Genomic DNA, 21,950 nt, shown 5'->3' with positions numbered 1-21,950 from the left:
GCTTGTGCACACCGCGTGCGAGCCGGTAATGTCGGGTGCCGGCATCCGGACAGCTCCGCTGCAGACGGGCGTTCAGGCCGGATCGTTCCACGGGGAGGACACCATGCATTGCACGCGCTTGAAGCCGCCAGCCGTCTCGGCGAGCGGCGCCGCTTCCGGCCATCGCGGCCGGTTCCATCTCGCGGCAGCCGCCGCTTCCGATCACCGGCCAAACAGGAAATAGTCCCATGGCGAATACCCAGAACCAGGGTTTCCTTGGGCGCATGCTTGCGCGCAAGAGCGTTGCCCAGGTACAGCGCGAAAGCGACACAAGCCAACTCAAACGTTCGCTGGGACCGTGGAACCTCGTGTTTCTCGGCATCGGCTGCATCATCGGCGCGGGCATCTTCGTGCGCACCGGCAACGCCGCCGCGCTCCATGCAGGGCCGGCCGTGCTGGTCTCGTTCCTCGTCGCCGGCGCGGTCTGCGCATTGGCCGGCCTGTGCTACGCCGAGCTGTCGTCGACCCTGCCGGTGTCGGGCTCGGCGTATACCTACAGCTACACCACCATCGGCGAATTCGCCGCCTGGTCGATGGGCGCCCTGCTCCTGCTCGAATACGGTCTCGCCGCCTCGGTGGTCGCGGTCGGATGGGGCGGTTACGTGGTCAGCCTGCTCGGCGACTACGGCATCAAGGTGCCGATCGAACTGACCGGTCCGTTCGGCCACACGATCATGCGCGACGGCCAGCCGCTGCTCGATGCGGCCGGCATGCCGATGACCTACCTGTTCAACCTGCCCGCCTTCCTGATCTGCCTCGCCCTCGCCGCGCTGCTCGTCATCGGCGTGTCCGAGAGCGCCAAGGTCAACAACGTGATCGTCGCGATCAAGACCAGCGTCATCATCGCCTTCATCCTGATCGTGGGCTGGTACGTGATCCAGCACTACGACGCGCTGAAGGTGAACTGGCAACCGTTCATCCCCGAGCCGACCGGCGAGAAGGGCGAGTTCGGCTGGGGCGGCATCCTGCGCGCCGCGTCCATCGTGTTCTTCGCCTACATTGGCTTCGAGGCCGTTTCCACCGCGGGCCAGGAAGCCAAGAACCCGAAGCGCGACATGCCGATCGGCATCATCGGCTCGCTGGTCGTGTGCACCCTGCTCTACATCCTGGTGTCGATCGTCATGACGATGGTCGTCAACTACAAGCTGCTCAACGTGCCCGACCCGGTCGCCGTCGCCGTCGACGCGCTCGGCCCGGACTGGGCCTGGTTCGCCAAGATCGTCAAGGCTGGCGCGATCATCGGCCTGACCTCGGTGATCCTCGTCCTGATGTACGGCCAGACGCGCATCTTCTACACGATGGCACGCGACGGCCTGTTGCCGCGCGTGTTCGCCAACATCCATTCGAAGTTCAAGACGCCATGGATCAACACGATCCTGGTCGGCATCATCACGGCGGTGGCCGCCGGCTTCTTCGACATCAACACACTTGGTGACATGACCTCGGTCGGTACGCTCGCTGCGTTCGGCATCGTCTGCATCGCGGTCATGTGGCTGCGTCGCACACATCCGAACCTGCCGCGCGGATTCCGGGTACCCCTGTATCCCGTGCTGCCGATCCTCGGCATCATCGCCTGCTTCGCACTGATCTTCACCGTCGAGAACCGCGTGCTGCTGTTCTTCCTGTGGTATCTGCTTGGCTCGATTGCGCTGTACTTCGTCTACGGCATGCGCAATTCACAGCTGGCCAAGGGTGAGCCGCCGCTGGACGGCCCCGACCTGCCGGAGTTCAAGGAAGACGCCGCGCCGCCGCGCTGAGCGGCTCCCATCCGGGATCGGGCGCAAGCCCACTGAAAACGAAAAGGCCCCGGGAGCGATTCCCGGGGCCTTTTCGTTAGGGAAGCTCTCATCAAGCCACCTGAAACTCCCGATTGAGCGGTGGTCGAACGATGTCCGCGGAAAATTCGGCGCGATAGCGTCTGGAAAGAGGAATCGGCGGCATTTTTCCGCCATTTCGTACGCGCACCCTCATCCGGCTCCCTGTGGACGCACCTCTCCTGTCATCGCCAACAACGTCTTTCGCACCATCCACAGGTTCGACAGCGCGAACAGCGTGATGATTCGTCGCTCACGAAACGGAAAAACGGGTGTAAGCGGCTTGGTGCTGCTGCTTCATGGCGAAGCCTCCCAAGGGTTGATGACAGCAAGCCCTCCGGCCTCAAAAGGGCTGGTGTCGCGTGTTGCCACGATCAAGCCATGAGCGGCGGCCGTGGCCGCGATGTAGCCATCTGCCTTGGCGATTGCTTTGCCCTCTGCCCTCGCCCGCGCCATCAGCTCGGCATAGGTCTTGGACGTGTCCAGGTCGAAGGCCAGCACGCGGCCGGCGAAGTTCGGCAAAACCTCATCCTCTAGCCGCTCTTGGTAGATCGTGCGGCGCTTGCCCTCGGGCATCGTCGCAAGGCCATAGCGCAACTCTGCGACGGTGACGGCAGACAGATAGAGCGTTTCAATAGCCTGAGCATCAACCCAAGCAAGCACGTTGGAATCCGGCTCAATCTTCCACAGCTCGGAAATGACGTTGGTATCAATGACGATCATTCAAACCTCATTGGTTCTGCCGGCGTCTTGTCGCGCACGCTCTCAAACAAGGCGTGTTCTTTATCGGTCAGGCCGCCCGCCTCGCGGGCGATGGAAGCCAGCAACGAACCCAGCTTGACGCGCCCGGTTGGCCGGGTGGCTTCTTCCAGAATGAAGCGGATTTCCGCCTCTGTGCTGCGGCCATGATGTGCGGCACGCACGCGAAGCGCACGATGCACAGCATCGGGCAGGTTTCTTACATTCACTGTGGCCATTTGGTAGCTCTCCAATGTAACGCTATCAATGGCATCATTGTATGGTTATTGATATCATCTCGCAAGCGTTTGTTTTGGAGTTGGTAAACGGTGGTGACATGGATAGCCACATGCCCAATGAAGAAATCGGGTCTGCGCCCTGCCGCTTACGGGTACCCATCTGTACGAAACGGGCGTTCCCGCAAACCCGCCCGCCGCACGCAGACCCTGATGAAGCGTATCGACAACAGCTATACGACACGCCACAATGCGTGTATCTGTTGTGTATGCGCAAATAGGAGATGCCAATGCGTGACGCCGCCATCAATCTGCGGGCGCTGCCCGAGCAGCGTGATCTGATCGATCACGCTGCAAGCCTGCTCGGCAAGAACCGCTCGGACTTCATGCTGGAGGCCGCTTGCGAGCGCGCTCAGTCCGTGGTGCTGGATCAGGTCTTTTTCAGCCTGGACGCCGACAAGTTCAAGCAGTTCACAGCGATGCTGGATGCGCCTCCCGCCCCCAACCCCGGGCTTGAACGCCTGATGTCCGTCAAAGCGCCCTGGAACACCGGCGAGGCATGAGTTTGGCTCTGAGCGCGCCGCAACCCCTTGCGGCCACCCACATCCTGGATGAATTCGCCTGCGAGGAGGCCAGTCTCGATGAATGGCTCAAGCGCCGGGCACTGACGAACCAGTTGAGCGGCGCAAGCCGCACCTTCGTCGTCGCCGACCAGGCCGGGCGTGTCCATGGCTACTACGCGATGGCCGCAGGGGCGGTTTCGCACCAAGCCGCCACCAGCGCCGTACGCCGCAATATGCCCGACCCAGTGCCGGTGATGGTGCTTGCCAGATTGGCCATCGACCATCGCGCCCAAGGCATCAAGTTGGGCGGGGCGCTGCTACAGGACGCGGTTCATCGCGCTGTGATGGTCTCGCAGAATGCTGGTGTCCGGGCGCTGCTGGTGCACGCACTGCACGACCACGCCAAGGCGTTCTACGAGCACTATGGTTTTCAGGCGTCGCCGCTCAATCCGATGACACTGATGCTGCGTTTGAATTCCGTCTTGACATCCTCCCCGGCCTGAAGGCCGGAGATTCCTACGGCGCTCAAGCGCGACATTGAGTCGCCCCCGAGTCGCTTCGGTGGGTTCCTGCTGCTGGCGGCCAGTTCGCAAAGGTGACGGGCGGACCCGAGTTCAACGGCCAGGGGCCGTCGCCCGTGGCCTCAGCCACTCTGCTGCCGCATACCGCGCGCCTGGAGTTCACCTCCACGCGCAGCGGCACCTTCATCTTCAATCCCGGTCGGCCCGACGAACGCCGCATTCCGATCGTCTCGTACCTGCAAGGACTGCCGCTGATTGCGGAGATCCGCGCGAAGCAGGGCGGGATGGCCAAGATGGCGCAGGCTCAGGGCTGATCTTCGAGCAGATCGAGTCGAACGCCGCCGGCGGCGCCAGACCAGTCAGCCCCGCCCTCGGAAGTAGCAAGATCGCCAGTCCGGCTTTCGGCAATGATGATCGGGAGGCATGCATACCCCGCAGCGTCTCTCCCCGCGCGCGGGGAAAAGGGAAGGCAGGCAACAACGCGCCGCGATTCAGCCTTCGCCGGGCTCCTCGGCGACGCCGGCCGCCGCCGCGTCGAGCAGGCCGCCCGGCAAGGTCCGCTTGGTCGATACGCCCATCTCAGCCAGGCTGCGCACCTGCAGTACGACGCTGCCCTTGCCTCCATCGGTCAGGCGGCGCAACGCACGCGCATGGGCGTCCTGCGCGTCGCGCAACTGCTTTCCGACGCCTTCGAGGTCCTGCGCGAGCAGGGCGAAGTTGTCGTGCAGGTTGGCCGCGCGCCTGGCGATCTCGAGCGCATTCTCGTTGCGCCGCTCGATGCGCCACAGGTGAGCGACCGTGCGCAGCGTGGCCAGCAGCGTGCTCGGGCTGACCAGGGAGACGTTGCGCGCGAGCGCGTGGCCGTAGAGGTCACTGTCGAGGCGCACGGCCTCGATGAAGGCGGCCTCGATCGGCACGAACATCAGCACGAAATCGAGCGTGCGCACGCCGTCGATACCGGCATAGTCTTTCGTCGACAGACCCTCGATGTGCCGGCGCAGCGAAGCCAGGTGCTCGCGCAGCGCAGCCTCGCGCTCGCCCGGTTCGGCCGCGGCGATCGAGCGCTCCCAGGCAACCAGGGAGAGCTTCGAGTCGACCACGATGACCTTGTTCTCGGGCAGGCGCACGAGGGCGTCGGGGCGCTGACGCCGACCTTCGGTGTCGGTGAAACTCGATTGCAGTTCGTATTCCCGCCCGGCCTGCAGTCCGGATGCCTCCAGCACGCGTTCGAGCACCATCTCGCCCCATGCGCCCTGGCGCTGGCTGTCACCCTTGAGCGCGCGCGTCAGGTTGATCGCGTCCTCGCTGATGCGCTGATTGAGGTCGCGCAGCGAACGGATCTCCTGCACCAGCATGCCGCGCTCGCGCTGATCATTCGCATGCGTCTGCGTGACCGCCTCGCGGAACTCCCTGAGCTGGACCTTGAGTGGATCCAGCAGGCCACCGAGCTGCTCGGCGCTCTGTTCCTTGAAGCGCTCGGCCTTGGCGTCGAGGATCTGCTGGGCAAGGTTCTGGAATGCCTCGCGCAGACGCTGATCGGCCTGTTCGAGCAAGGCGAGCTTGTCGGCGGCGGCGCGCACCTGCTCGGCGCTGCCGGCTTCCAGCGCAGCATGGCGCTCTGCAAGTGCGCGCAGGTCGCGGTTGGTTGCGTCATGGCGTGCATCGGCCTCGACGAGACGCGCGCGCAGCTGCTCAACCTCGGCCTTGCGTTCCGCGGCGACGGCGAGTGCGGCCTGCTGCCGCTGTTCGGCATGGCTGCGCTCGTGCTCGAGCCGTTCGAGCTGGCTGCGCTGGTCATTGAAACGGTGCTCCAGACCATCGCGCTGTTCGCGCAGTGCAGTCAGCTCGGGCTCAATGCCGAGGCGCGCCTGCAGGGCAGCCGCACGCGCACGCTGCAACCCCAGCAAGAAGAACACGAGCGCGCCGAGCGCGAATCCGGCCAGCACGGCGATGACGAGGAACGGGTTCAGGAATTCGGGCATCGGTCTCCACCGGCCGGATCGAAGTGCCGATGATCGCAGACCGCGTCTCATTGCGCGCGACCAGGTTCCTGGTCACGTATAGTTGCCAGCCCCCGTTTGGATGGCCATCTGCCAGATGACCGACACCACCGCGCTCCCGTACGCCCCTGCCCGCCTGCGCGAATGCGCCGAAATCATCGCTGCCGCCGGTCGCGACCTGTCCGGCCGTGGCTGGACACCAGCGACCAGCAGCAACTTCTCGATGCGCCTGGATGCCTCGCATGCCGCCGTGACGGTATCCGGCCGCGACAAGGGCCGACTGGGCATCGATGACATCATGGTCGTCGACCTCGATGCGAGAGCGGTCGGCACGAGTCGGCGTCCGTCCGCGGAGACGGCCCTGCACACGCAGATCTACCGTCGTTTCGCCGGGGCCGGCGCAGTCCTGCACACGCATTCACGTGCACAGAGCGTGGCCTCACGGCTGTACGCGCAGGAAGGCCTGGTGCGCTTCGAAGGATGGGAACTGCAGAAGGCGATTGCCGGTTGCACGACTCACGAGAGCGTGCTCGACCTGCCGGTGTTCCCGAACACCCAGGACATGAGCGAGTTGGTCGCCCGGGTCGATGCCTGGCTGGATGCCGGCAAGCCGCTGCATGGCTATCTCATCGACGGCCACGGCATCTACACTTGGGGCGTTGACATGGATGAGGCCAAACGCCATATCGAGGCCTTCGAGTTCCTGCTGAACTGCGAGCTGGACCTGAGGAGACTGTCACGATGAGCCGCTTGCGCATTTTCCGCGACGACCACGGCGACGCGCCGCTGGCGACCTACACCGACTTCAACGACATCACCCGCGAATTGGGCAAGGCCGGCGTGCGCTTCGAACGCTGGCAGGCAAACCAGCCGATCGCCCCCGGCGCCAGCCAGGATGAGGTCATCGCCGCCTATCGCGAGGACATCGATCGCCTGATGCGCGAGGAAGGCTACCAGACCGTCGATGTGGTCAGCCTGACTCCGGACCATCCTGAGCGTGCCGCATTTCGCGCCAAGTTCCTCAGCGAGCACACCCATGCCGAGGACGAGGTGCGCTTCTTCGTCGCCGGCGCTGGCCAGTTCACCCTGCACCTCGGCGACAAGGTCTATGACGTGCTCTGCGAACAGGGCGACCTCATCGGCGTACCCGACGGCACGCGCCACTGGTTCGACATGAGTGAGTCGCCGTACTTCGTCGCGATCCGCCTGTTCAACAACCCGGCCGGCTGGGTGGCGAACTTCACCGGCGACGCCATCGCGGAACGATTTCCACGCATGCTGCCACACGCCTCAGCGACGACGACGGCGTGATGCGCCGGCAGCACGCGCCGTCCGCGCGAAAGCGGCAGTGGTTGTCCTGAATCGTCGAATCGTGGCGGAAGGTGCAGCCACGAACGCAAAGTCCCGCGGGAACGTTTTCCGTCGCAACGGCGGACCGATCGAGGCATGTCGAAGAAAAAACCGGAGCGCGCCACGCACCTTGGGGTATGCGGGCGCGCCCCCCAGACGGACGGGGTGTGCCGTCTGGAGCCCACGGAAACCGCCATCCGGCTGTGGAACGGATGCGATTCCCGTGAGCTTCGAACTAATGAGACGCAATTTGGCGCGCAAAACGGTCATCAACGTCGGCATCCTGGGCGCGACGCCGGCTGAAGCACGGCAACCGATGGCCGGACCGGACGATTGACGAACCCACATCGAGGCGACCGCGGCGCGCATCCGCACGCAGGGATGCCCTGATCCTTGCCACGCCCTCGCCCCGCGCGTCGCCTCCCTGCGCCATGCACGACGCCTGCTAATCTTGCGCCCCCTCCCCTCGGAGCGCCGCCATGACGATCCGTGCGATCCTCACCGACATCGAAGGCACGACCAGTTCGATCAGCTTCGTCAAGGACGTGCTGTTCCCGTTCGCGCGCGAACGCCTGCCGGCCTTCGTCGTCACCCACGCCGACAAGCCCGAGGTGCAGCACTGGCTGCATGAAGCAGCGAAGGAAGCCGGCCTCGTCTCGGCCAGTGAGCAGGAAATCATCGACCTGCTCATCGGCTGGATCGATGCCGATCGCAAATCGACCGCGCTGAAGGCGCTGCAGGGCATGATCTGGGAAGACGGCTACGCCGATGGCGCATTCCGCGCACATGTCTATGCCGACGTCGCGCCGTGCCTGCGCGAATGGCACGCGCGCGGCCTGGCGCTGTACGTGTACTCGTCAGGCTCGGTGCCGGCGCAGAAGCTGTTGTTCGGCCATACCGAAGCCGGCGACCTCACTCCGCTGTTCAGTGGTTACTTCGATACCGAAACCGGCGCCAAGCGCGAGGCCGCGTCGTATGCGCGCATTGCCACTGCGATCGGTGTCGAACCCGGTGCGATCCTGTTCTTGTCCGACATCGCCGAGGAACTCGACGCGGCGAAGGCTTCGGGCCTTGCCACCGTGCAACTCGCCCGTGATGCAGGCGGCTGCCCGGCCGACGCGCGCCATCCCTGCGTGACGAGCTTCGACGCGATCGAGCCAACCGATTTGTAGACTGGGAACCCTGCGCGCGCCCCCGTCACCCGCAGGAGCGCACCCTGTGCGCGATCGGTTTTCCGCGACGCCTCAATCGCGCACAGGGTGCGCTCCTGCTGGCGTCATATGACATCTTGCGCGACGACTAGCCCAGCACCGCCGGCAGGTCCTTGCCGATCGACTCGGGCGTGTCGGTCGGCGCGTAGCGCTTGAGCGGCACGCCATCGCGGTCGACCAGGAACTTGGTGAAGTTCCACTTGATCGCGGTCGAGCCGAGCAGACCCGGCTTCTCCTTGCGCAACCATTGGTAGAGCGGGTGTGCGCCACTGCCATTGACGTCGATCTTGGCGAACATCGGGAAGCTGACGTCATAGGTCAGCGAGCAGAAGTTGCGGATCTCGTCCTCGTCGCCGGGCTCCTGATGGCCGAACTGGTCGCAGGGAAAGCCGAGCACGCTGAACCCCTGCGCATGGTACTTCCGGTGCAGCTCTTCCAGGCCCTTGTACTGCGGCGTGAACCCGCACTTCGAAGCCACATTGACGATGAGCAGGGCCTCGCCGCGGAAATCGGCGAGCGGACGTTCGTTGCCATCGATGTCGCGGGCGGAAAAGTCGTAGACGGTTGTCATCGTTGAAGCCTCCGGACGATTGGCAGGTTTGGTTTGACGTTGGTCGGGCAGCACGAAAGCGGCAGGCAGGTCCGACGAGAGTGATCGTCCCACTTGCCCTCAATCGTCGAAATCATGGCTGAAGATTCGATCCATCGGTCCGGCCACGCTGGCCACCGCAGCCACGTTCATTTTCATGATCGCTCCGCCGATCGCCTGCGCGTGGCTGCCGAGATTGGCCGGCAGGTCAGTCGACTTGTGGTAGTGCACGTAGCCGGTGTAGCTGCGATGGATGCTGAGGATGCCTGGGCGTCCACGATTGATGTAGGGCATGTGGTCGGAGCAACAGGTCAGCGGGCTGACCGTAATCGCAAGTTCCGGCACGTAGGTCAGTGCGGCATCGGCGAACAGGTTGCGTGTGGCGAGGTTGGCCGACGTGGTGTCGAGGTCGGCGCCCAAAGTGGCGTTCGGCGACCAACCGATCATGTCCATGATCGCGGCGAGTCGAACCTTGCTCAATTCGCCGCTCGCCTGCAGTCCCGCCGCATGCGCACCGCTGCCGACCAGACCCTGCTCCTCGCCCGCATAGCACATGAAGAACATGGTCGCCGCCGGGCGCTTGCGGCTGAAGATGCGCGCGAGTTCGAGCACCGCCGAGCAGCCGGTCGCATTGTCATCGGCGCCGGGAGTATCGGCTGCATATGCCGGCGAGTTGATCGCATTGCGCGAATCGTAGTGGCCGCCAACGATGACCCAGTCGTCCGGGCGCGTCGCACCGACGAGCCGGCCGATGACGTTCGACGGCGTATAGGTGGTAGCGCCGTATACCAGTGAGAACGACGGCTCGCTGACCTCGAGACCGAGCGCGGCGAAGCGCGCAGCTATCCACTGCCGCGCGGTAGCCAATTCGGAAGAAAAGCTGGAACGATCCCATGACGCCAGCATTTCAACGTCGGCAAACCAGCGCGCGGTATCGACCTCGGCAACCAGCATGCTGATCGCCGGATCGGCAGGCAGAGCCCGCGGCCGCTCGAAGCGGTACTGACGGGCAATCACGCTGTTCGGCTGTACCTCGACCCATTCATCAGCGCCGACATGGGCCGGGTCGCCGTGGCCGAGCGCGGCCATGCGCGCAGCGTCGGGACGCAGCAGCAGGTCGTAGCGCGAACCAGGATAGACAAGCAGATCGGGTGGGGTCAGGTCGACCGCACAGCCGCGCGCATGAAGGACAAGATCCTGAGGTTCGAACTTGCCGAGATCACGCAGGACCACATCGCGTGCGATCGCACGCCGCATCGCCGACACGTCGCCCGATAGCAACAGCTCGTCGCCGAGTTCGAGCCACCAGTCCACGCCCGCCGCGGTGCGCCAGGCGTCGACTTCGGCCGCGGTCGCCGTGCGGATGTCGACGAGAACGGCGCGCCGATCGGTATCGGCGGCGTGAGCCGCCACCGCAATGAGAGCCAGGGCGACCGCAAGGAGATGGCGTCGGAATCGTGTCATGGACATGGAACCACCCTCGCAGCAGGACGCAGAGCCTAGCAGCCACGTCGATGCAACGTCATGCCTCGAGCGCCTGCCAACGTTCATAGGCGGCATCGAGCTCGGCCTGGACTGCCGCCAGTTCGGTATTCGCGGCGGCGATGGCGGCACCGTCCTGGCGAAAGAAGGCCGGGTCGCCCATCGCGGCGGTCATCGTGGCGATGCGGGCCTCCAGCGCCTCGATGCGCTGCGGCAGTTGCTCAAGCTCGCGCGCTTCCCGGTAACCGAGCTTGCGCTTCGCTGAAGTGGGCACCGGCGCGGCCCCGACCGGTTGCGGCGCGGCTTTCGCGGCACCGACGAGAGCCGCTGCAGATGGTGGCCGCTGGCGCAGCCATTCGCTGTAGCCACCGACGTATTCGCCGATGCGCCCTTCCCCTTCGAGCGCGAGCGTGCTGGTGACGACGTTGTCGAGGAACTCGCGATCGTGCGAGACCAGCAGCAGCGTGCCCGGGTATTCCATCAACCGCTCTTCCAACAGTTCGAGGGTCTCCACGTCGAGGTCATTGGTCGGTTCGTCCATGACCAACAGGTTCGAGGGCTTTGCGAACAGCCTGGCCAGCAGCAGGCGGTTGCGCTCGCCGCCGGAGAGCGCCGAGATCGGTGCACGCGCCCGTTCCGGCGTGAACAGGAAATCCTGCAGGTAGCCGATCGCATGCTTGCGCGTACCGCCGACTTCGATGAACTCGCGGCCGTCGGCGACGTTGTCGAGCGCGTTCAGATCCTCGCGCAGTTGCGCGCGGTGCTGGTCGAAATAGGCAACTTCGAGCTGGGTGCCGAGTTCGATTTCACCGCTATCCGGCAATAGTTCGCCGAGCAGCAGGCGCAGCAGCGTGGTCTTGCCGGCGCCGTTCGGGCCGATCAGGCCAACGCGGTCGCCGCGCAGGATTGTCGTCGAGAAATCACGCACCAGGGTGCGTCCGCCGATCGCATAGTCGACGTTTCTTGCCTCGACGACCTTGCGTCCCGAGTTCTGCGCGGCGGTCATTTCAAGACGCACGCGGCCGGTGCGCTCACGACGTTCGCTGCGTTCGCGGCGCATTGCCTCGAGCCGGCGCACGCGACCCTCGTCACGCGTGCGCCGTGCCTTGATGCCCTGGCGGATCCACACCTCCTCGGCAGCAAGGCGCTTGTCGAACAGGGCGTTGGCCTGGGCTTCGGCGTGCTGGCGCTCTTCACGCCGGCGCAGGTAATTTGCGTAGTCGCCCGGCCAACTGGTCAGCGTGCCCCGATCGATCTCGACGATGCGCGTGGCCAGCTCGCGCAGGAATCTCCGGTCGTGGGTGATGAAAACGACGCTGCCGGCGAAGCCACGCACGAGCTCCTCCAGCCAGGCAATCGCTTCGATGTCGAGATGGTTGGTCGGCTCATCGAGCAACAACACATCAGGTGCGCGCACCAGCGCGCGGGCGAGCAGGACGCGACGCTTCATGCCGCCGGACTGCGCAGCAAACGCCGCATCCTCGGGCAGTTCGAGGCGCGCCAGCACCTCGGTCACACGGCGGTCGAGATCCCAGCCGTCGGCGCCGTCGATGCGCGCCTGCACGGCGGCCAGCGCGCGCAGGTCGGCTTCGCCGTCGAGCGCATGGCTGAGACGATGGAACTCGGCGAGCAACTGGCCGATGTCGCCGAGTGCAGCGGCGACGACGTCGAATATCGTGCCATCGAGATCGTGCGGAACTTCCTGGGCAAGGCGCGCGACCACGACACCGGGCGAAACGCGCACCTCGCCGTCGTCCGGGCGGATTTCTCCGGCGAGCAGGCGCATCAGGGTCGACTTGCCGGCACCGTTGCGACCGACGATGCAGACCCGTTCACGCGATTCGAGGGCGAAATCGACGCCCTCGAGCAGCAACGGACCGCCGACGCTGTAGTCGAGCTTGCGGGTTTCGACGAGGGCCATCTGCTAACCGGTTGGAGGTATGACGAAAGACAGGGAAGGACTGATGGCACTGTATGGCCCGCACGGGCGACGACAGGCTCGGCACCCGCTTCACTGCCATCCGAATCCGACCAACGAGGAACCCGCCATGCCGATCAGTCGCCGCGATCTTATCAAGCTCGGCGCACTCGCCGGCGCACTCGGCCTGACCGCACGCCCCGGCCTGCTGCGCGCCGACACGCCGGCCATCAAACCATTGCGCATCCTGATTCTCGGTGGCACCGGCTTCATCGGCCCGCACCAGGTGCGCTACGCGGTGGCACGTGGCCACCAGGTCACGGTGTTCAACCGCGGCCAACGCCAGGCCGATCTCCCCGGGGGTGTCGAGCACCTCAACGGCGACCGTGACAAGGGCGACCTCGCCGCACTCAAGGGGCGCGAATGGGATGTCTGCATCGACAACCCGACCAGCACGCCGTTCTGGGTTCGCGACGCCGCCAAGGTACTCAAGGGCAAGGTCAAACAGTACATGTTCGTCTCGACGATCTCGGTCTATGCCGACAATGGCACGCCGAACGCCGACGAGGATGCCGCGCTGGCCAAGTACACCGGCCGCAACGTCATGAAGGAGACGCGTGACAGCCTGCGTGCGAACATGGCGCTGTACGGCCCGCTCAAGGCCGCGTGTGAATTCGAGGCACGCAAGCAGTTCCGCGGCACCGCCACGATCGTGCGGCCTGGACTCATCGTCGGCCCAGGCGACCCGACCGACCGCTTCACGTACTGGCCCGTGCGTCTCGCCCAGGGTGGCGACGTGGTCGCACCCGGCGACGGCAGTGATCCCGTGCAGGTCATCGATGCCCGCGACCTCACCGAGTGGATGATCCGCCTTGCCGAATCGCGTACGTTCGGCGTCTTCAATGCGACCGGACCGAACTACACGATGTCGATGGCCGCACTGCTGCACGGCATCCGCGCGACCACCACCGCCGGTGCGACGCTGCACTGGATTCCCACGACGTTCCTCGCCGAACAGAAAGTCTCGCCATGGAGCGACATGCCGGTCTGGATTCCGGCCCAGGGCGACAGTGCCGGCTTCGGCCAGCGCAACATCGGCCGCGCCCTCGCCACCGGACTCAGCTTCCGACCGCTCGCGACCACTGCCAGCGATACGCTGGCATGGTTCAAGTCGCTGCCGGCCGAACGCCAGGCCAAACTCGGTTCCGGACTCACGCCCGAGCGTGAAAAGACCCTGCTGGACGCGTGGAAAGCCAAAGCCGCGGGTTGAGGCAACCTCGCGCTTTGCCGCAGGAACCCGTTTACGGGCGAGCAACGAAGACGTCTGGCATCACGGAAAGCATCGCCCCTGAAGGGGCTCCTGCGGCGCATATGGTTTTCGTGGGAGCCCGTTCACGGGCGAGCGGTTCTGAGGCAAGCTGCGCGGCCCCGATCCCTGCCCTGCCGACCATGTCCGCACACCGCTACTTCCAGCTCGACGTGTTCAGCCATCGCCCCGGCGGCGGCAATCCGCTCGGCGTGGTGGTGGGTGCCGACGACTGGAGCGACGAAGCCATGCAGGCCTTCGCGCGCTGGACCGATCTGGTCGAAACGACTTTCCTGCTCACGCCGACGACGCCGCAGGCGAGCTATCGCGTGCGCATCTTCACGCCGCAGCGCGAGATCGCCTTCGCCGGTCATCCCTCGATCGGCAGCGCACATGCCGTGCTCGAGGCCGGCATCGCCATGCCGCGCGACGGCCGGCTCGTGCAGGAGTGCCAGGCCGGCCTGCTGCCGGTGCGTGTCGAGGGCGATGGCGATGCACGCCGGTTGTCTGTGCAGTCGCCTCGCTCGCGTGTGCTCACATGCGGCATCGACGCGCAGCCCTTGCTCGCCGGCATCCTCGACGGCGTCGATCTCGGCGCGTTGCCGCCGGCCTTCGTCGAAGGGGGGCGACGCTGGTGGCTGGCCGAGTTCGCCAGCGAATCCGCGTTGCGCGCCTGGCAACCCGACCATGCCGCGATCGGTGCGCTCGCGCAGGCCAGCGGCAGCCTCGGCCTGTGCGCGTTCGCCCGCTGCGAGGGCGACGAGTTCGACCTCTGCGTGCGCGCCTTCCCGGCCGGCGTCGGCATTGTCGAAGACCCGGCCTCCGGCGCAGCCAACGGCCTGATCGGCGCCTGGATCGCCGAAGCCGAACCCCACGGCACGCTCGCCCGCGGCTACACCGTCAGCCAGGGCCGCGAGATCGGCCACGACGCACGCATCGTCGTGCGCATCGATGCGGATGGCGCGGTGTGGGTGGGTGGATGCACGCGCACGATGGTTGAGGGGGTCACGCGGTGGCTTTTGTAGAAGGGGCGAGGGGCGAGGGCTCGAAAATCGTGTATTGGCAACATCGTGCGGTTCTCGAGCCCTCGCACCTCCTGCCATGTAGGAGGATGCCAAGAAAATGGACCGCGCGGAGGACTTCGCAGCCCGGTTGGCTTCTGCCGCGCAGGCTCCTAATCCCTGCCCTTCAGCGATCCACCCAGATCCCCAGTCCCTGCGCATTCAACTCAATGTCCATCGCCAAACATTCGCGGATGGCGTCTGGGGGCATATCGACACCATGGGCGAGTGCGCGCGAGACGTAAAGGTCGGCAAGGGCCGAGGTGATGCGTTCGTGGCGATCCGTCGCGCTCTTGTGCTCGCGCGCGATCGCGGCCATGGCGTCGATCTGCGTGCGCAGGTCGGCGGCAAGGCGCGGCACGCCAGTGACGCGGCCATAGTGGGTGAGCAGCATGGCCTCGGGTTCGTACGAACATAGCCGGTCGATCGAGCTGCGCAACTCGCCCGGATCGAACTGCGAAGGCGTCGTCGTCGGCAGGATGAAGGCACCGTTCGCGGTATCGAACTCGCGGTAGGACAGCCCGAAGGTGTCGCCAGTGAAGAACGAGCGGCTGCGTGCATCCCACACGCAGAGGTGGTGACGTGCGTGGCCGGGCGTGTCGAGGCAGAGCAGCCTGCGTCCGGCGAGATCGACCGTGAAGCCGTCCGGCGCCTCGACCACGCGCTTGGCCGGCACCGGCGCGATGTCGCCGTAGGTGCGTTGAACTTCGTCCGCGCCATAGACCGCCGAGGCGCCGGCGATGAGCCTGGTCGGGTCGATCATGTGCGGCGCGCCACGCGGATGGATGACGAGGCGTGCATTCGGCAGGCGACGCATGAGCTGGCCGGCGCCGCCAGCATGGTCGAGATGCACATGCGTCGGGATCACCCAGTCGACCGCCTCGACGCCGAGCCCCTTCGCTTCGAGCGCACCGAGCAGTCGCGGCAGCGAGGCATTGATGCCGGTATCGACGAAAGCCGCGCGGCCGTCCTCAACGATCAGCCAGGCCGCGTCGAAGTCGTCGCGGAAGAAGCCGGTGTCGATGCGGGTGATGCCGTGGGCGTGGTCCATGGGCACGATCTCTGGGAGCGATATCGTGATGGTAACGGGGAGCGCGGCGATGCACGCCACGACGATGGTGGAAGTCACCTCCTTCAATCGCGGCTGAAACCGCTCCCACTGAAGATCATCATTCTTTTGCGGGAGCGACTGACCAGCCATGACCAGCCATTCGGCTGTTGGAAAGCGCCTCGGCTGTTGAAAGCCGGTCGCGATGCTCTGGCTCTGCAATCTCGCAATGCAAAGGCATCGTGGCCAAGGCCGTTTCCTAGAGGGCGGAGCGCAGCAGCGGCGCGAATGCGCGCGGATCGCTGCGGGTGATCTTCACGCGCGGCGTGCCGTGCCAGTCGGCGCAGGCACGGATCGCAGCGGCGATCGGTCGGGCAAGAGCGATGTCGGCTTCGACGCCGGGCTCGAGATGCACGACATGTACCTCGAACAAGCCTTCGGCGCGATGCGCCTTGGCGTCGAGGCGGCCGACCAGTGCGCCACGGTGCAGGATTGGCAGGACGAAATAGCCGTAGTGCCGCCGTGGCGCCGGTGTGTAGCACTCCAACGTGTAATCGAATCCGAACATCGTGCTGGCGCGTTCGCGGTGCCAGACCACCGGGTCGAACGGCGACAGCAGGGTCGTGTGGGTCGGCCGCAGGCGACCGGCACGCGCCGCCTCGACCAGCGGCAAGGTCTCGCAATGCACGTAGCCGATGGCCTTCCAGCCATCGACGGCGATGCGCACGAGCTCGCCGCTGTCGACCAGCGCGTCGAGATCCTCGTCGCGATGCTTGCGGCCGGTGCGGAAATAGTCGGCGATCCAGCGTGCCTGGGCGATGCCGAGTGCGCGCACCGAACGCAGCACGAGTTCCCGCGAGACGTCGGTGTCGAATGATGCCTGCGCCGGCAGACGCGCGATCACGCGCTCGGCGAGGTCGTAGACGCGCTGGAAGCGCTCGCGCCGTGCGACCATCAGTTCGCCGCGCGCGAACAGCGCCTCGAGCCAGCGCTTCTCGTCCTTCCATTCCCACCAGCCCGAGGCCGACTTCGGGCCGCGCCGCTCGAAGTCGGCCGCCTTGACCGCGCCGTGTTCGCGGATGTGTGCGAGCAGCCTGTCCATGCCGGCGCGTTGCTGCGCATGCATGCGCAGGGCGTTCCGGTCCGACCAGTGGGGCGTGCGCGCCTCGGCCTCGCGGTGGGCGCGGTGCAGGGCATGGTCTCTGCCCGGCACGAAGCAGGCCTCGTGCGCCCAGGCCTCGAAGATCGCGCCATCGGAGAGCAGGTGTTCCAGCCATTCCGACGGATATGCGCCGAGCCGCGAGAACAGCACAAGGTAGGGGCTGCGCGCGACGACGTGGATCGTGTCGATCTGCAGCAGCTGCATGCGCGCGATCGCGGCCAGCGCGTCGTCACGGGTCGGCCGCGCCGGTGGCCGGGCGAGCAACCCCTGTGCCGCCAGGTGGACGAGGCGAGCCTGGCGGGCAGTCAGGCGGATCGGGGATGCGCTGGCGGCGAACATCGCCCGATCATGCAAACGCAGGCCGCGTGGAGCAATCCGCCATGCCCACCCGGCCCCACTCCCGGGGGCAGCGAGATCGTAGCGGCCAGCGTGGCATAATCCGGGTTTTCCCGCGCCGGCTACGGCCGGCAACCGCTCGCGTTCCTGGAGGTTTGCCATGTCCGATATCGTCATCGTCGGTGCGCGTCGCACCGCGATCGGTTCCATGCTCGGCCAGTTCACCGGCGTGCCGACGACCACCCTCGGTGCGGCTGCGATCAAGGCCGCGCTCGACCAGGCCGGCGTGCCCGCCGCCGATGTCAGCGAAGTCATCATGGGCTGCGTGCTGCCGGCCAATCTCGGCCAGGCGCCGGCCCGCCAGGCCGCGATCGCCGCCGGTCTTTCGAAATCGGCCGCCTGCACCACGATCAACAAGGTGTGCGGCTCCGGCATGAAGGCGATCATGCTCGGCCACGACCTCATCAAGGCCGGCTCGGCCAGCATCGTCGTCGCCGGCGGCATGGAATCGATGACCAATGCGCCGCACATGGTCTCGGCGCGCCCGGGCCTGCGCTACGGCGACGCCAAACTGGTCGACCACATGGCCTGGGACGGCCTGACCAATCCCTACGACGGCCAGTCGATGGGCGTGTTCGCCGAGGCGACCGCCGACAAGCTCGGCTTCACGCGCGAGGCGCAGGACGCCTACACGATCGAATCGGTCAAGCGCGCGCAGGCCGCGATCGCCTCCGGCGCGTTCGCCGAGGAAATCGTTCCGGTCAAGGTTGCCACGCGCAAGGGCGAGGTCGAGTTCGCCACGGACGAGCAACCCGGCAAGTCCGACATCGCCAAGATCCCCACCCTCAAGGGCGCGTTCCGCAAGGACGGCACGGTCACCGCTGCCAGCTCGTCGAGCATTTCCGACGGCGCCGCCGCCACCGTGCTGATGTCGGCTGACGAGGCGGCAAAGCGCGGCATCAAGCCGCTCGCGCGCATCGTCGCTCACTCGACCCATGCGCAGGAGCCGGAATGGTTCACCACCGCGCCGGTCAGCGCGATCCGCAACCTGCTGGCCAAGACCGGCTGGAAGGTCGAGGACGTCGACCTGTTCGAGGTCAACGAGGCATTCTCGGTGGTCGCCATGGCACCGATGAAGGAGCTCGGGGTGCCGCACGAGAAGATCAACGTCAATGGCGGCGCCACCGCGCTCGGCCATCCGATCGGCGCTTCCGGCACGCGCATCGTCGTCACCCTGCTGCACGCGCTCAAGGCGCGCGGCGGCAAGCGCGGCATCGCCTCGCTGTGCATCGGCGGCGGCGAAGCCACGGCGATCGCGGTCGAGCTGGCCTGATCCCCGGTTCCGCTGCGGCCATTGCGGGCCGCGGCGCTGTCCCTGTTTCGTTGCACGTTACGGGCGGCGGCCATCGCGACGAGCCGCCTGCCCTTGAAGATCGTCGCCATCTACCCTGAGGGGAATTCCCATGAAGCTGACCAAGATCCTGCTCGCCGCCGCCCTTACCACCGCCCTCGCCGCCTGCGGCAACGATGCGCAGAAGCGCGCACAGGATGCCGCCGACGCCACGGCGAAGGCGGCCCAGGACGCCGCTGCGGCGACCAAGGAAGCCGCGGACAAGGCGGCGGAAGCCGTGCAGAAGGCGGCTGATGCCACCGCTGCGGCCGCGGGTGATGCAGTCGAGGCGACCAAGGAAGCTGCAGCGGATGCCGGCGAGCAGGTATCCAAGGCTGCCGACTCGACCGCCCAGAAGGCCGCCGCTGCCGTCGACGCCACCAAGGAAGCGACCAAGGAAGCCTGGGATGCCGCCAAGGCGGCCGGCCACGAAGTGAAGGAAGGCGCCAAGGAAGTCGGCCACGACATCGCCGAAACGGCGAAGGCCGCCAAGGAAGCGGCCAAGGAAGAACTGAAGAAGGACTGATCGCCGATCAGGCCAGGACACCGGGCCTGTTTCGCCCGGTGTCCGCCGCAATGCACGCAGGAGCGCACCCTGTGCGCGATCGTTCTTTTCGTGGTGCGCCAATCACGCATGGAGCTTGCCCCGGACTCGATCCGGGGGTGTGCTCCCGCACACATATTCACGCCGATCCCAACGCACCGAAGCGCGCAGCAATGACGGTCATCACCAGCCAGATCGATCCGCGTGACCCCGCCTTCCAGGCCAATGCCGCACAGTTGCGCGCAGCGGTCGATGACCTGCACGCACAGACCGCACGCAACGCGCTCGGCGGCGGCGAGCAGGCACGGGCAAAGCACACCGAGCGAGGCAAGCTGCTGCCGCGCGAGCGCATCCGTGCCCTGCTCGATCCCGGTTCACCATTCCTCGAACTGTCACCGCTGGCCGCGCACGGCATGTACGACAATGCCGCGCCGGGCGCCGGTCTCGTCACCGGCATCGGCCGCGTGCGCGGCATCGAGGTCGTCGTCGTCGCCAACGACGCCACGGTCAAGGGCGGCACCTATTTCCCGATGACGGTGAAGAAGCACCTGCGCGCGCAGGAAGTCGCCCTGGAGAACCGCCTGCCCTGCGTCTATCTGGTCGATTCGGGCGGCGCGTTCCTGCCGCTCCAGGACGAAGTGTTCCCGGACAAGGAGCACTTCGGCCGCATCTTCTACAACCAGGCGCGCATGAGCGCGCTGGGTATCGCCCAGATCGCCGTGGTCATGGGCTCGTGCACGGCTGGCGGCGCCTATGTGCCGGCGATGAGCGACGAGACGATCATCGTGCGTGAACAGGGCACGATCTTCCTTGGCGGCCCGCCACTGGTAAAGGCTGCCACCGGCGAAATCGTCGATGCCGAATCGCTCGGCGGCGCCGACGTGCACACATCAATCTCGGGCGTCGCCGATCATTTTGCCGAGGACGACGCGCATGCGCTTGCCATCGCCCGCGACGTGGTCGGCAACCTCAACCGCGTCAAGCGCGTGCCGCTGGCCGTCGCCGAGCCGCGCGAACCGCTGTACGCCGCCGAGGAGATCTACGGCATCGTGCCGCGCGACACGCGCATCCCGTTCGATATCCGCGAACTGATCGCGCGCATCGTCGACGGCTCCGACTTCGACGAGTTCAAGGCGCGCTACGCCAAGACCCTGGTCACCGGCTTCGCCCACATCCACGGCTACCCGGTCGGCATCGTCGCCAACAACGGCATCCTGTTCGCCGAGAGTGCGCTCAAGGGCGCGCACTTCATCGAACTGTGCAATCAGCGCAACGTGCCGTTGGTATTCCTGCAGAACATCACCGGGTTCATGGTCGGCAGGAAATACGAGAACGCGGGCATCGCCAAGGACGGAGCCAAGATGGTGACCGCGGTAGCCTGCTCGCATGTGCCAAAGTTCACCGTCGTCACCGGCGGCAGCTTCGGCGCCGGCAACTACGCCATGTGCGGCCGCGCCTACGGCGCACGTTTCCTTTGGATGTGGCCGAACGCGCGCATCAGTGTGATGGGTGGCGAACAGGCCGCCAGCGTGCTCGCCACCGTGCGTCGCGACGGCCTTGAAGCCGCCGGCAAGACCTGGAGCGCCGAGGACGAAGCCGCCTTCAAGGCACCGATCCGCGAGCAGTACGAGGCCCAGGGCCACCCGTACTACGCCAGCGCGCGCCTGTGGGACGACGGCGTCATCGACCCCGCCGACACCCGCCGCGTGCTCGGACTCGCCATCTCTGCCAGCCTCAACGCACCGATCGAACCGGGACGGTTCGGCGTATTCCGCATGTAGCGGTCCCGGTGGGCACGGCTACAGCCGCGATGGCCTTGCACGGAAACATCCGGGCCAGAGCGGGAAAGATCGCCCCGGCATTCAATGGCGGAGCGGGCCAGCCGCTCACGCCAGCAAGGGGTGGCGACCCCGGCCCGATTCGAACGGGCGACCTTTCCCTTAGGAGGGGAACGCTCTATCCAGCTGAGCTACGGGGCCGCTGAGTGCAGACGGCCCCGCATTTTCACACATCGAACCCACGATTCCGAGTCGCCTCGGAGCCTGCGCGGCAGAAGCCGAAATCCTCCTGCCACGCACTTCTCGCCTCATTTGAGCGTGAGCGTGCCCTTCATGATGCCCCAGTGTCCCGGGAACGAGCAGAAAAAAGTGTACGGGGTATCGGCGGCGAGCTTCGACACCGGGAAAGTGACTGAGGTCGATTCGCCGCCACCGATCATCTTCGTGTGGGCGATGACGCGAGCATCGCCGGCCTTGATGTAGTCGGCCTCGAGTCCGGCTTTCTGGCCATCAGTGGCCGCGCCCTGCATGTCGGCGCTGGCCGTCAGCGCCCAGTTGTGGCCCATGACGTTCTTCGCCAGCTTGCCGACATGCTTGAGGTTGACGGTGAAGTCCTTGCAGCTCTTGTCGACCTCGATCGTCTTGAGGTTGAACTGCATGGCATCGTTGCCTTCGATGTCGACCGAGCAGGCCGCAAAGGCGGATGACGAGGCGAACAGCAGCGCGGATGCGAGGGCAAGTCTGCGGATCATGATGAACCTCCTGGTTGCGGACACGGACGGGGCGGCGCTTTTCGCGCACGGCTCCAACGGTGTACGCATGATAGGCACTCGTCGGTACCGATCCAACGCGTTGTAACGCGCG

Annotated in this window: 21 protein-coding genes and 1 tRNA gene; 12 read left to right on the top strand and 10 right to left on the bottom strand. The window is 66.0% G+C overall.

Annotated elements, in window-relative coordinates; translation table 11 throughout:
• The first annotated feature begins 227 nt into the window (after positions 1-227).
• A complete protein-coding gene (locus tag KF907_RS13095) occupies positions 228-1,796 on the top strand; it encodes an amino acid permease (protein ID WP_291221031.1) in 1,569 nt (522 codons plus the stop codon).
• A gap of 354 nt (positions 1,797-2,150) precedes the next feature.
• Here the strand turns inward: KF907_RS13095 and KF907_RS13090 are convergent, their stop codons facing one another.
• A complete protein-coding gene (locus KF907_RS13090) occupies positions 2,151-2,576 on the bottom strand; it encodes a type II toxin-antitoxin system VapC family toxin (protein WP_291221029.1) in 426 nt (141 codons plus the stop codon).
• On the bottom strand, positions 2,573-2,830 hold the full coding sequence (locus KF907_RS13085; RefSeq protein ID WP_291221027.1) for a FitA-like ribbon-helix-helix domain-containing protein: 258 nt from the start codon (positions 2,828-2,830) through the stop codon (positions 2,573-2,575). The genes KF907_RS13090 and KF907_RS13085 overlap by 4 nt, the downstream gene beginning before the upstream one ends.
• A 287-nt stretch (positions 2,831-3,117) precedes the next feature.
• Between KF907_RS13085 and KF907_RS13080 the strand changes: the two genes are divergently transcribed.
• The 3 genes from KF907_RS13080 (at position 3,118) to KF907_RS13070 (ending at position 4,225) form a co-directional block, all read left to right on the top strand.
• The gene (locus KF907_RS13080) at positions 3,118-3,390 is read left to right on the top strand and encodes a type II toxin-antitoxin system TacA family antitoxin (RefSeq protein WP_291221025.1); all 273 of its coding nucleotides are present in this window, start codon (positions 3,118-3,120) and stop codon (positions 3,388-3,390) included.
• Positions 3,387-3,893 (top strand): GNAT family N-acetyltransferase, encoded by a 507-nt coding sequence (locus KF907_RS13075; protein WP_291221023.1) that lies wholly within the window; start codon positions 3,387-3,389, stop codon positions 3,891-3,893. The genes KF907_RS13080 and KF907_RS13075 overlap by 4 nt, the downstream gene beginning before the upstream one ends.
• Before the next feature lie 134 nt (positions 3,894-4,027).
• On the top strand, positions 4,028-4,225 hold the full coding sequence (locus tag KF907_RS13070; protein ID WP_291221021.1) for a hypothetical protein: 198 nt from the start codon (positions 4,028-4,030) through the stop codon (positions 4,223-4,225).
• A 177-nt stretch (positions 4,226-4,402) separates the two neighbouring features.
• On the opposite strand, the gene KF907_RS13065 is transcribed toward KF907_RS13070, so the two are convergent.
• Positions 4,403-5,893, bottom strand: a complete 1,491-nt coding sequence (locus KF907_RS13065; protein WP_291221019.1) for a DNA recombination protein RmuC — start codon at positions 5,891-5,893, stop codon at positions 4,403-4,405.
• Between the two features lie 115 nt (positions 5,894-6,008).
• Here KF907_RS13065 and KF907_RS13060 point away from each other — a divergent pair, with 115 nt between their 5' ends.
• From KF907_RS13060 to mtnC, 3 genes are all read left to right on the top strand, one after another.
• Positions 6,009-6,656: a methylthioribulose 1-phosphate dehydratase gene (locus tag KF907_RS13060; RefSeq protein ID WP_291221017.1), complete on the top strand. Its 648-nt coding sequence runs from the start codon at positions 6,009-6,011 to the stop codon at positions 6,654-6,656.
• Positions 6,653-7,222, top strand: a complete 570-nt coding sequence (locus tag KF907_RS13055) for a 1,2-dihydroxy-3-keto-5-methylthiopentene dioxygenase (protein ID WP_291221015.1) — start codon at positions 6,653-6,655, stop codon at positions 7,220-7,222. Before KF907_RS13060 ends, KF907_RS13055 begins: the two co-directional genes overlap by 4 nt.
• 518 nt (positions 7,223-7,740) lie before the next feature.
• Positions 7,741-8,433 (top strand): acireductone synthase, encoded by a 693-nt coding sequence (mtnC, locus tag KF907_RS13050; RefSeq protein WP_291221013.1) that lies wholly within the window; start codon positions 7,741-7,743, stop codon positions 8,431-8,433.
• A 127-nt stretch (positions 8,434-8,560) separates the two neighbouring features.
• Here mtnC and KF907_RS13045 read toward each other — a convergent pair whose 3' ends face one another.
• The 3 genes from KF907_RS13045 to KF907_RS13035 all read right to left on the bottom strand — a co-directional run bounded on the left by KF907_RS13045 (position 8,561) and on the right by KF907_RS13035 (position 12,464).
• Positions 8,561-9,043, bottom strand: coding sequence for a glutathione peroxidase (locus KF907_RS13045; protein ID WP_291221011.1), 483 nt, complete (start codon positions 9,041-9,043; stop codon positions 8,561-8,563).
• Positions 9,044-9,142: 99 nt separating this feature from the next.
• Complete coding sequence (locus tag KF907_RS13040; RefSeq protein WP_291221009.1) at positions 9,143-10,531, bottom strand: M28 family metallopeptidase; 1,389 nt, start codon at positions 10,529-10,531, stop codon at positions 9,143-9,145.
• Between the two features lie 52 nt (positions 10,532-10,583).
• Entirely contained in the window at positions 10,584-12,464 is a 1,881-nt protein-coding gene (locus tag KF907_RS13035; protein WP_291221008.1) for an ATP-binding cassette domain-containing protein, read from the bottom strand.
• Between the two features lie 127 nt (positions 12,465-12,591).
• Between KF907_RS13035 and KF907_RS13030 the strand changes: the two genes are divergently transcribed.
• On the top strand, positions 12,592-13,731 hold the full coding sequence (locus KF907_RS13030; RefSeq protein WP_291221006.1) for an NAD-dependent epimerase/dehydratase family protein: 1,140 nt from the start codon (positions 12,592-12,594) through the stop codon (positions 13,729-13,731).
• Positions 13,732-13,910: 179 nt separating this feature from the next.
• Entirely contained in the window at positions 13,911-14,792 is an 882-nt protein-coding gene (locus KF907_RS13025) for a PhzF family phenazine biosynthesis protein (RefSeq protein ID WP_291221005.1), read from the top strand.
• 163 nt (positions 14,793-14,955) lie between these two features.
• Here the strand turns inward: KF907_RS13025 and KF907_RS13020 are convergent, their stop codons facing one another.
• Entirely contained in the window at positions 14,956-15,879 is a 924-nt protein-coding gene (locus KF907_RS13020; RefSeq protein WP_291221003.1) for an MBL fold metallo-hydrolase, read from the bottom strand.
• A 256-nt stretch (positions 15,880-16,135) separates the two neighbouring features.
• Entirely contained in the window at positions 16,136-17,377 is a 1,242-nt protein-coding gene (locus tag KF907_RS13015; protein WP_291221001.1) for a winged helix-turn-helix domain-containing protein, read from the bottom strand.
• 157 nt (positions 17,378-17,534) lie between these two features.
• Between KF907_RS13015 and KF907_RS13010 the strand changes: the two genes are divergently transcribed.
• The 3 genes from KF907_RS13010 to KF907_RS13000 all read left to right on the top strand — a co-directional run bounded on the left by KF907_RS13010 (position 17,535) and on the right by KF907_RS13000 (position 21,089).
• Positions 17,535-18,707, top strand: a complete 1,173-nt coding sequence (locus KF907_RS13010) for a thiolase family protein (RefSeq protein WP_291220999.1) — start codon at positions 17,535-17,537, stop codon at positions 18,705-18,707.
• A gap of 130 nt (positions 18,708-18,837) precedes the next feature.
• Positions 18,838-19,290, top strand: a complete 453-nt coding sequence (locus KF907_RS13005; protein ID WP_291220997.1) for a hypothetical protein — start codon at positions 18,838-18,840, stop codon at positions 19,288-19,290.
• 191 nt (positions 19,291-19,481) lie between these two features.
• A complete protein-coding gene (locus tag KF907_RS13000; RefSeq protein WP_291220996.1) occupies positions 19,482-21,089 on the top strand; it encodes a carboxyl transferase domain-containing protein in 1,608 nt (535 codons plus the stop codon).
• Between the two features lie 121 nt (positions 21,090-21,210).
• On the opposite strand, the gene KF907_RS12995 is transcribed toward KF907_RS13000, so the two are convergent.
• Positions 21,211-21,287, bottom strand: a tRNA-Arg gene (locus tag KF907_RS12995).
• Positions 21,288-21,394: 107 nt separating this feature from the next.
• Positions 21,395-21,838 carry an azurin gene (gene azu, locus KF907_RS12990; protein ID WP_291220994.1) on the bottom strand — a complete coding sequence of 148 codons (444 nt, stop codon included), beginning with the start codon at positions 21,836-21,838 and terminating at the stop codon, positions 21,395-21,397.
• Positions 21,839-21,950 lie beyond the last annotated feature (112 nt).

The organism is Dokdonella sp. (genome assembly GCF_019634775.1).
Lineage (GTDB): Bacteria > Pseudomonadota > Gammaproteobacteria > Xanthomonadales > Rhodanobacteraceae > Dokdonella.
Note: the sequence above shows the minus strand (reverse complement) of the source record. Positions and strands in the feature narration are given on the sequence as shown.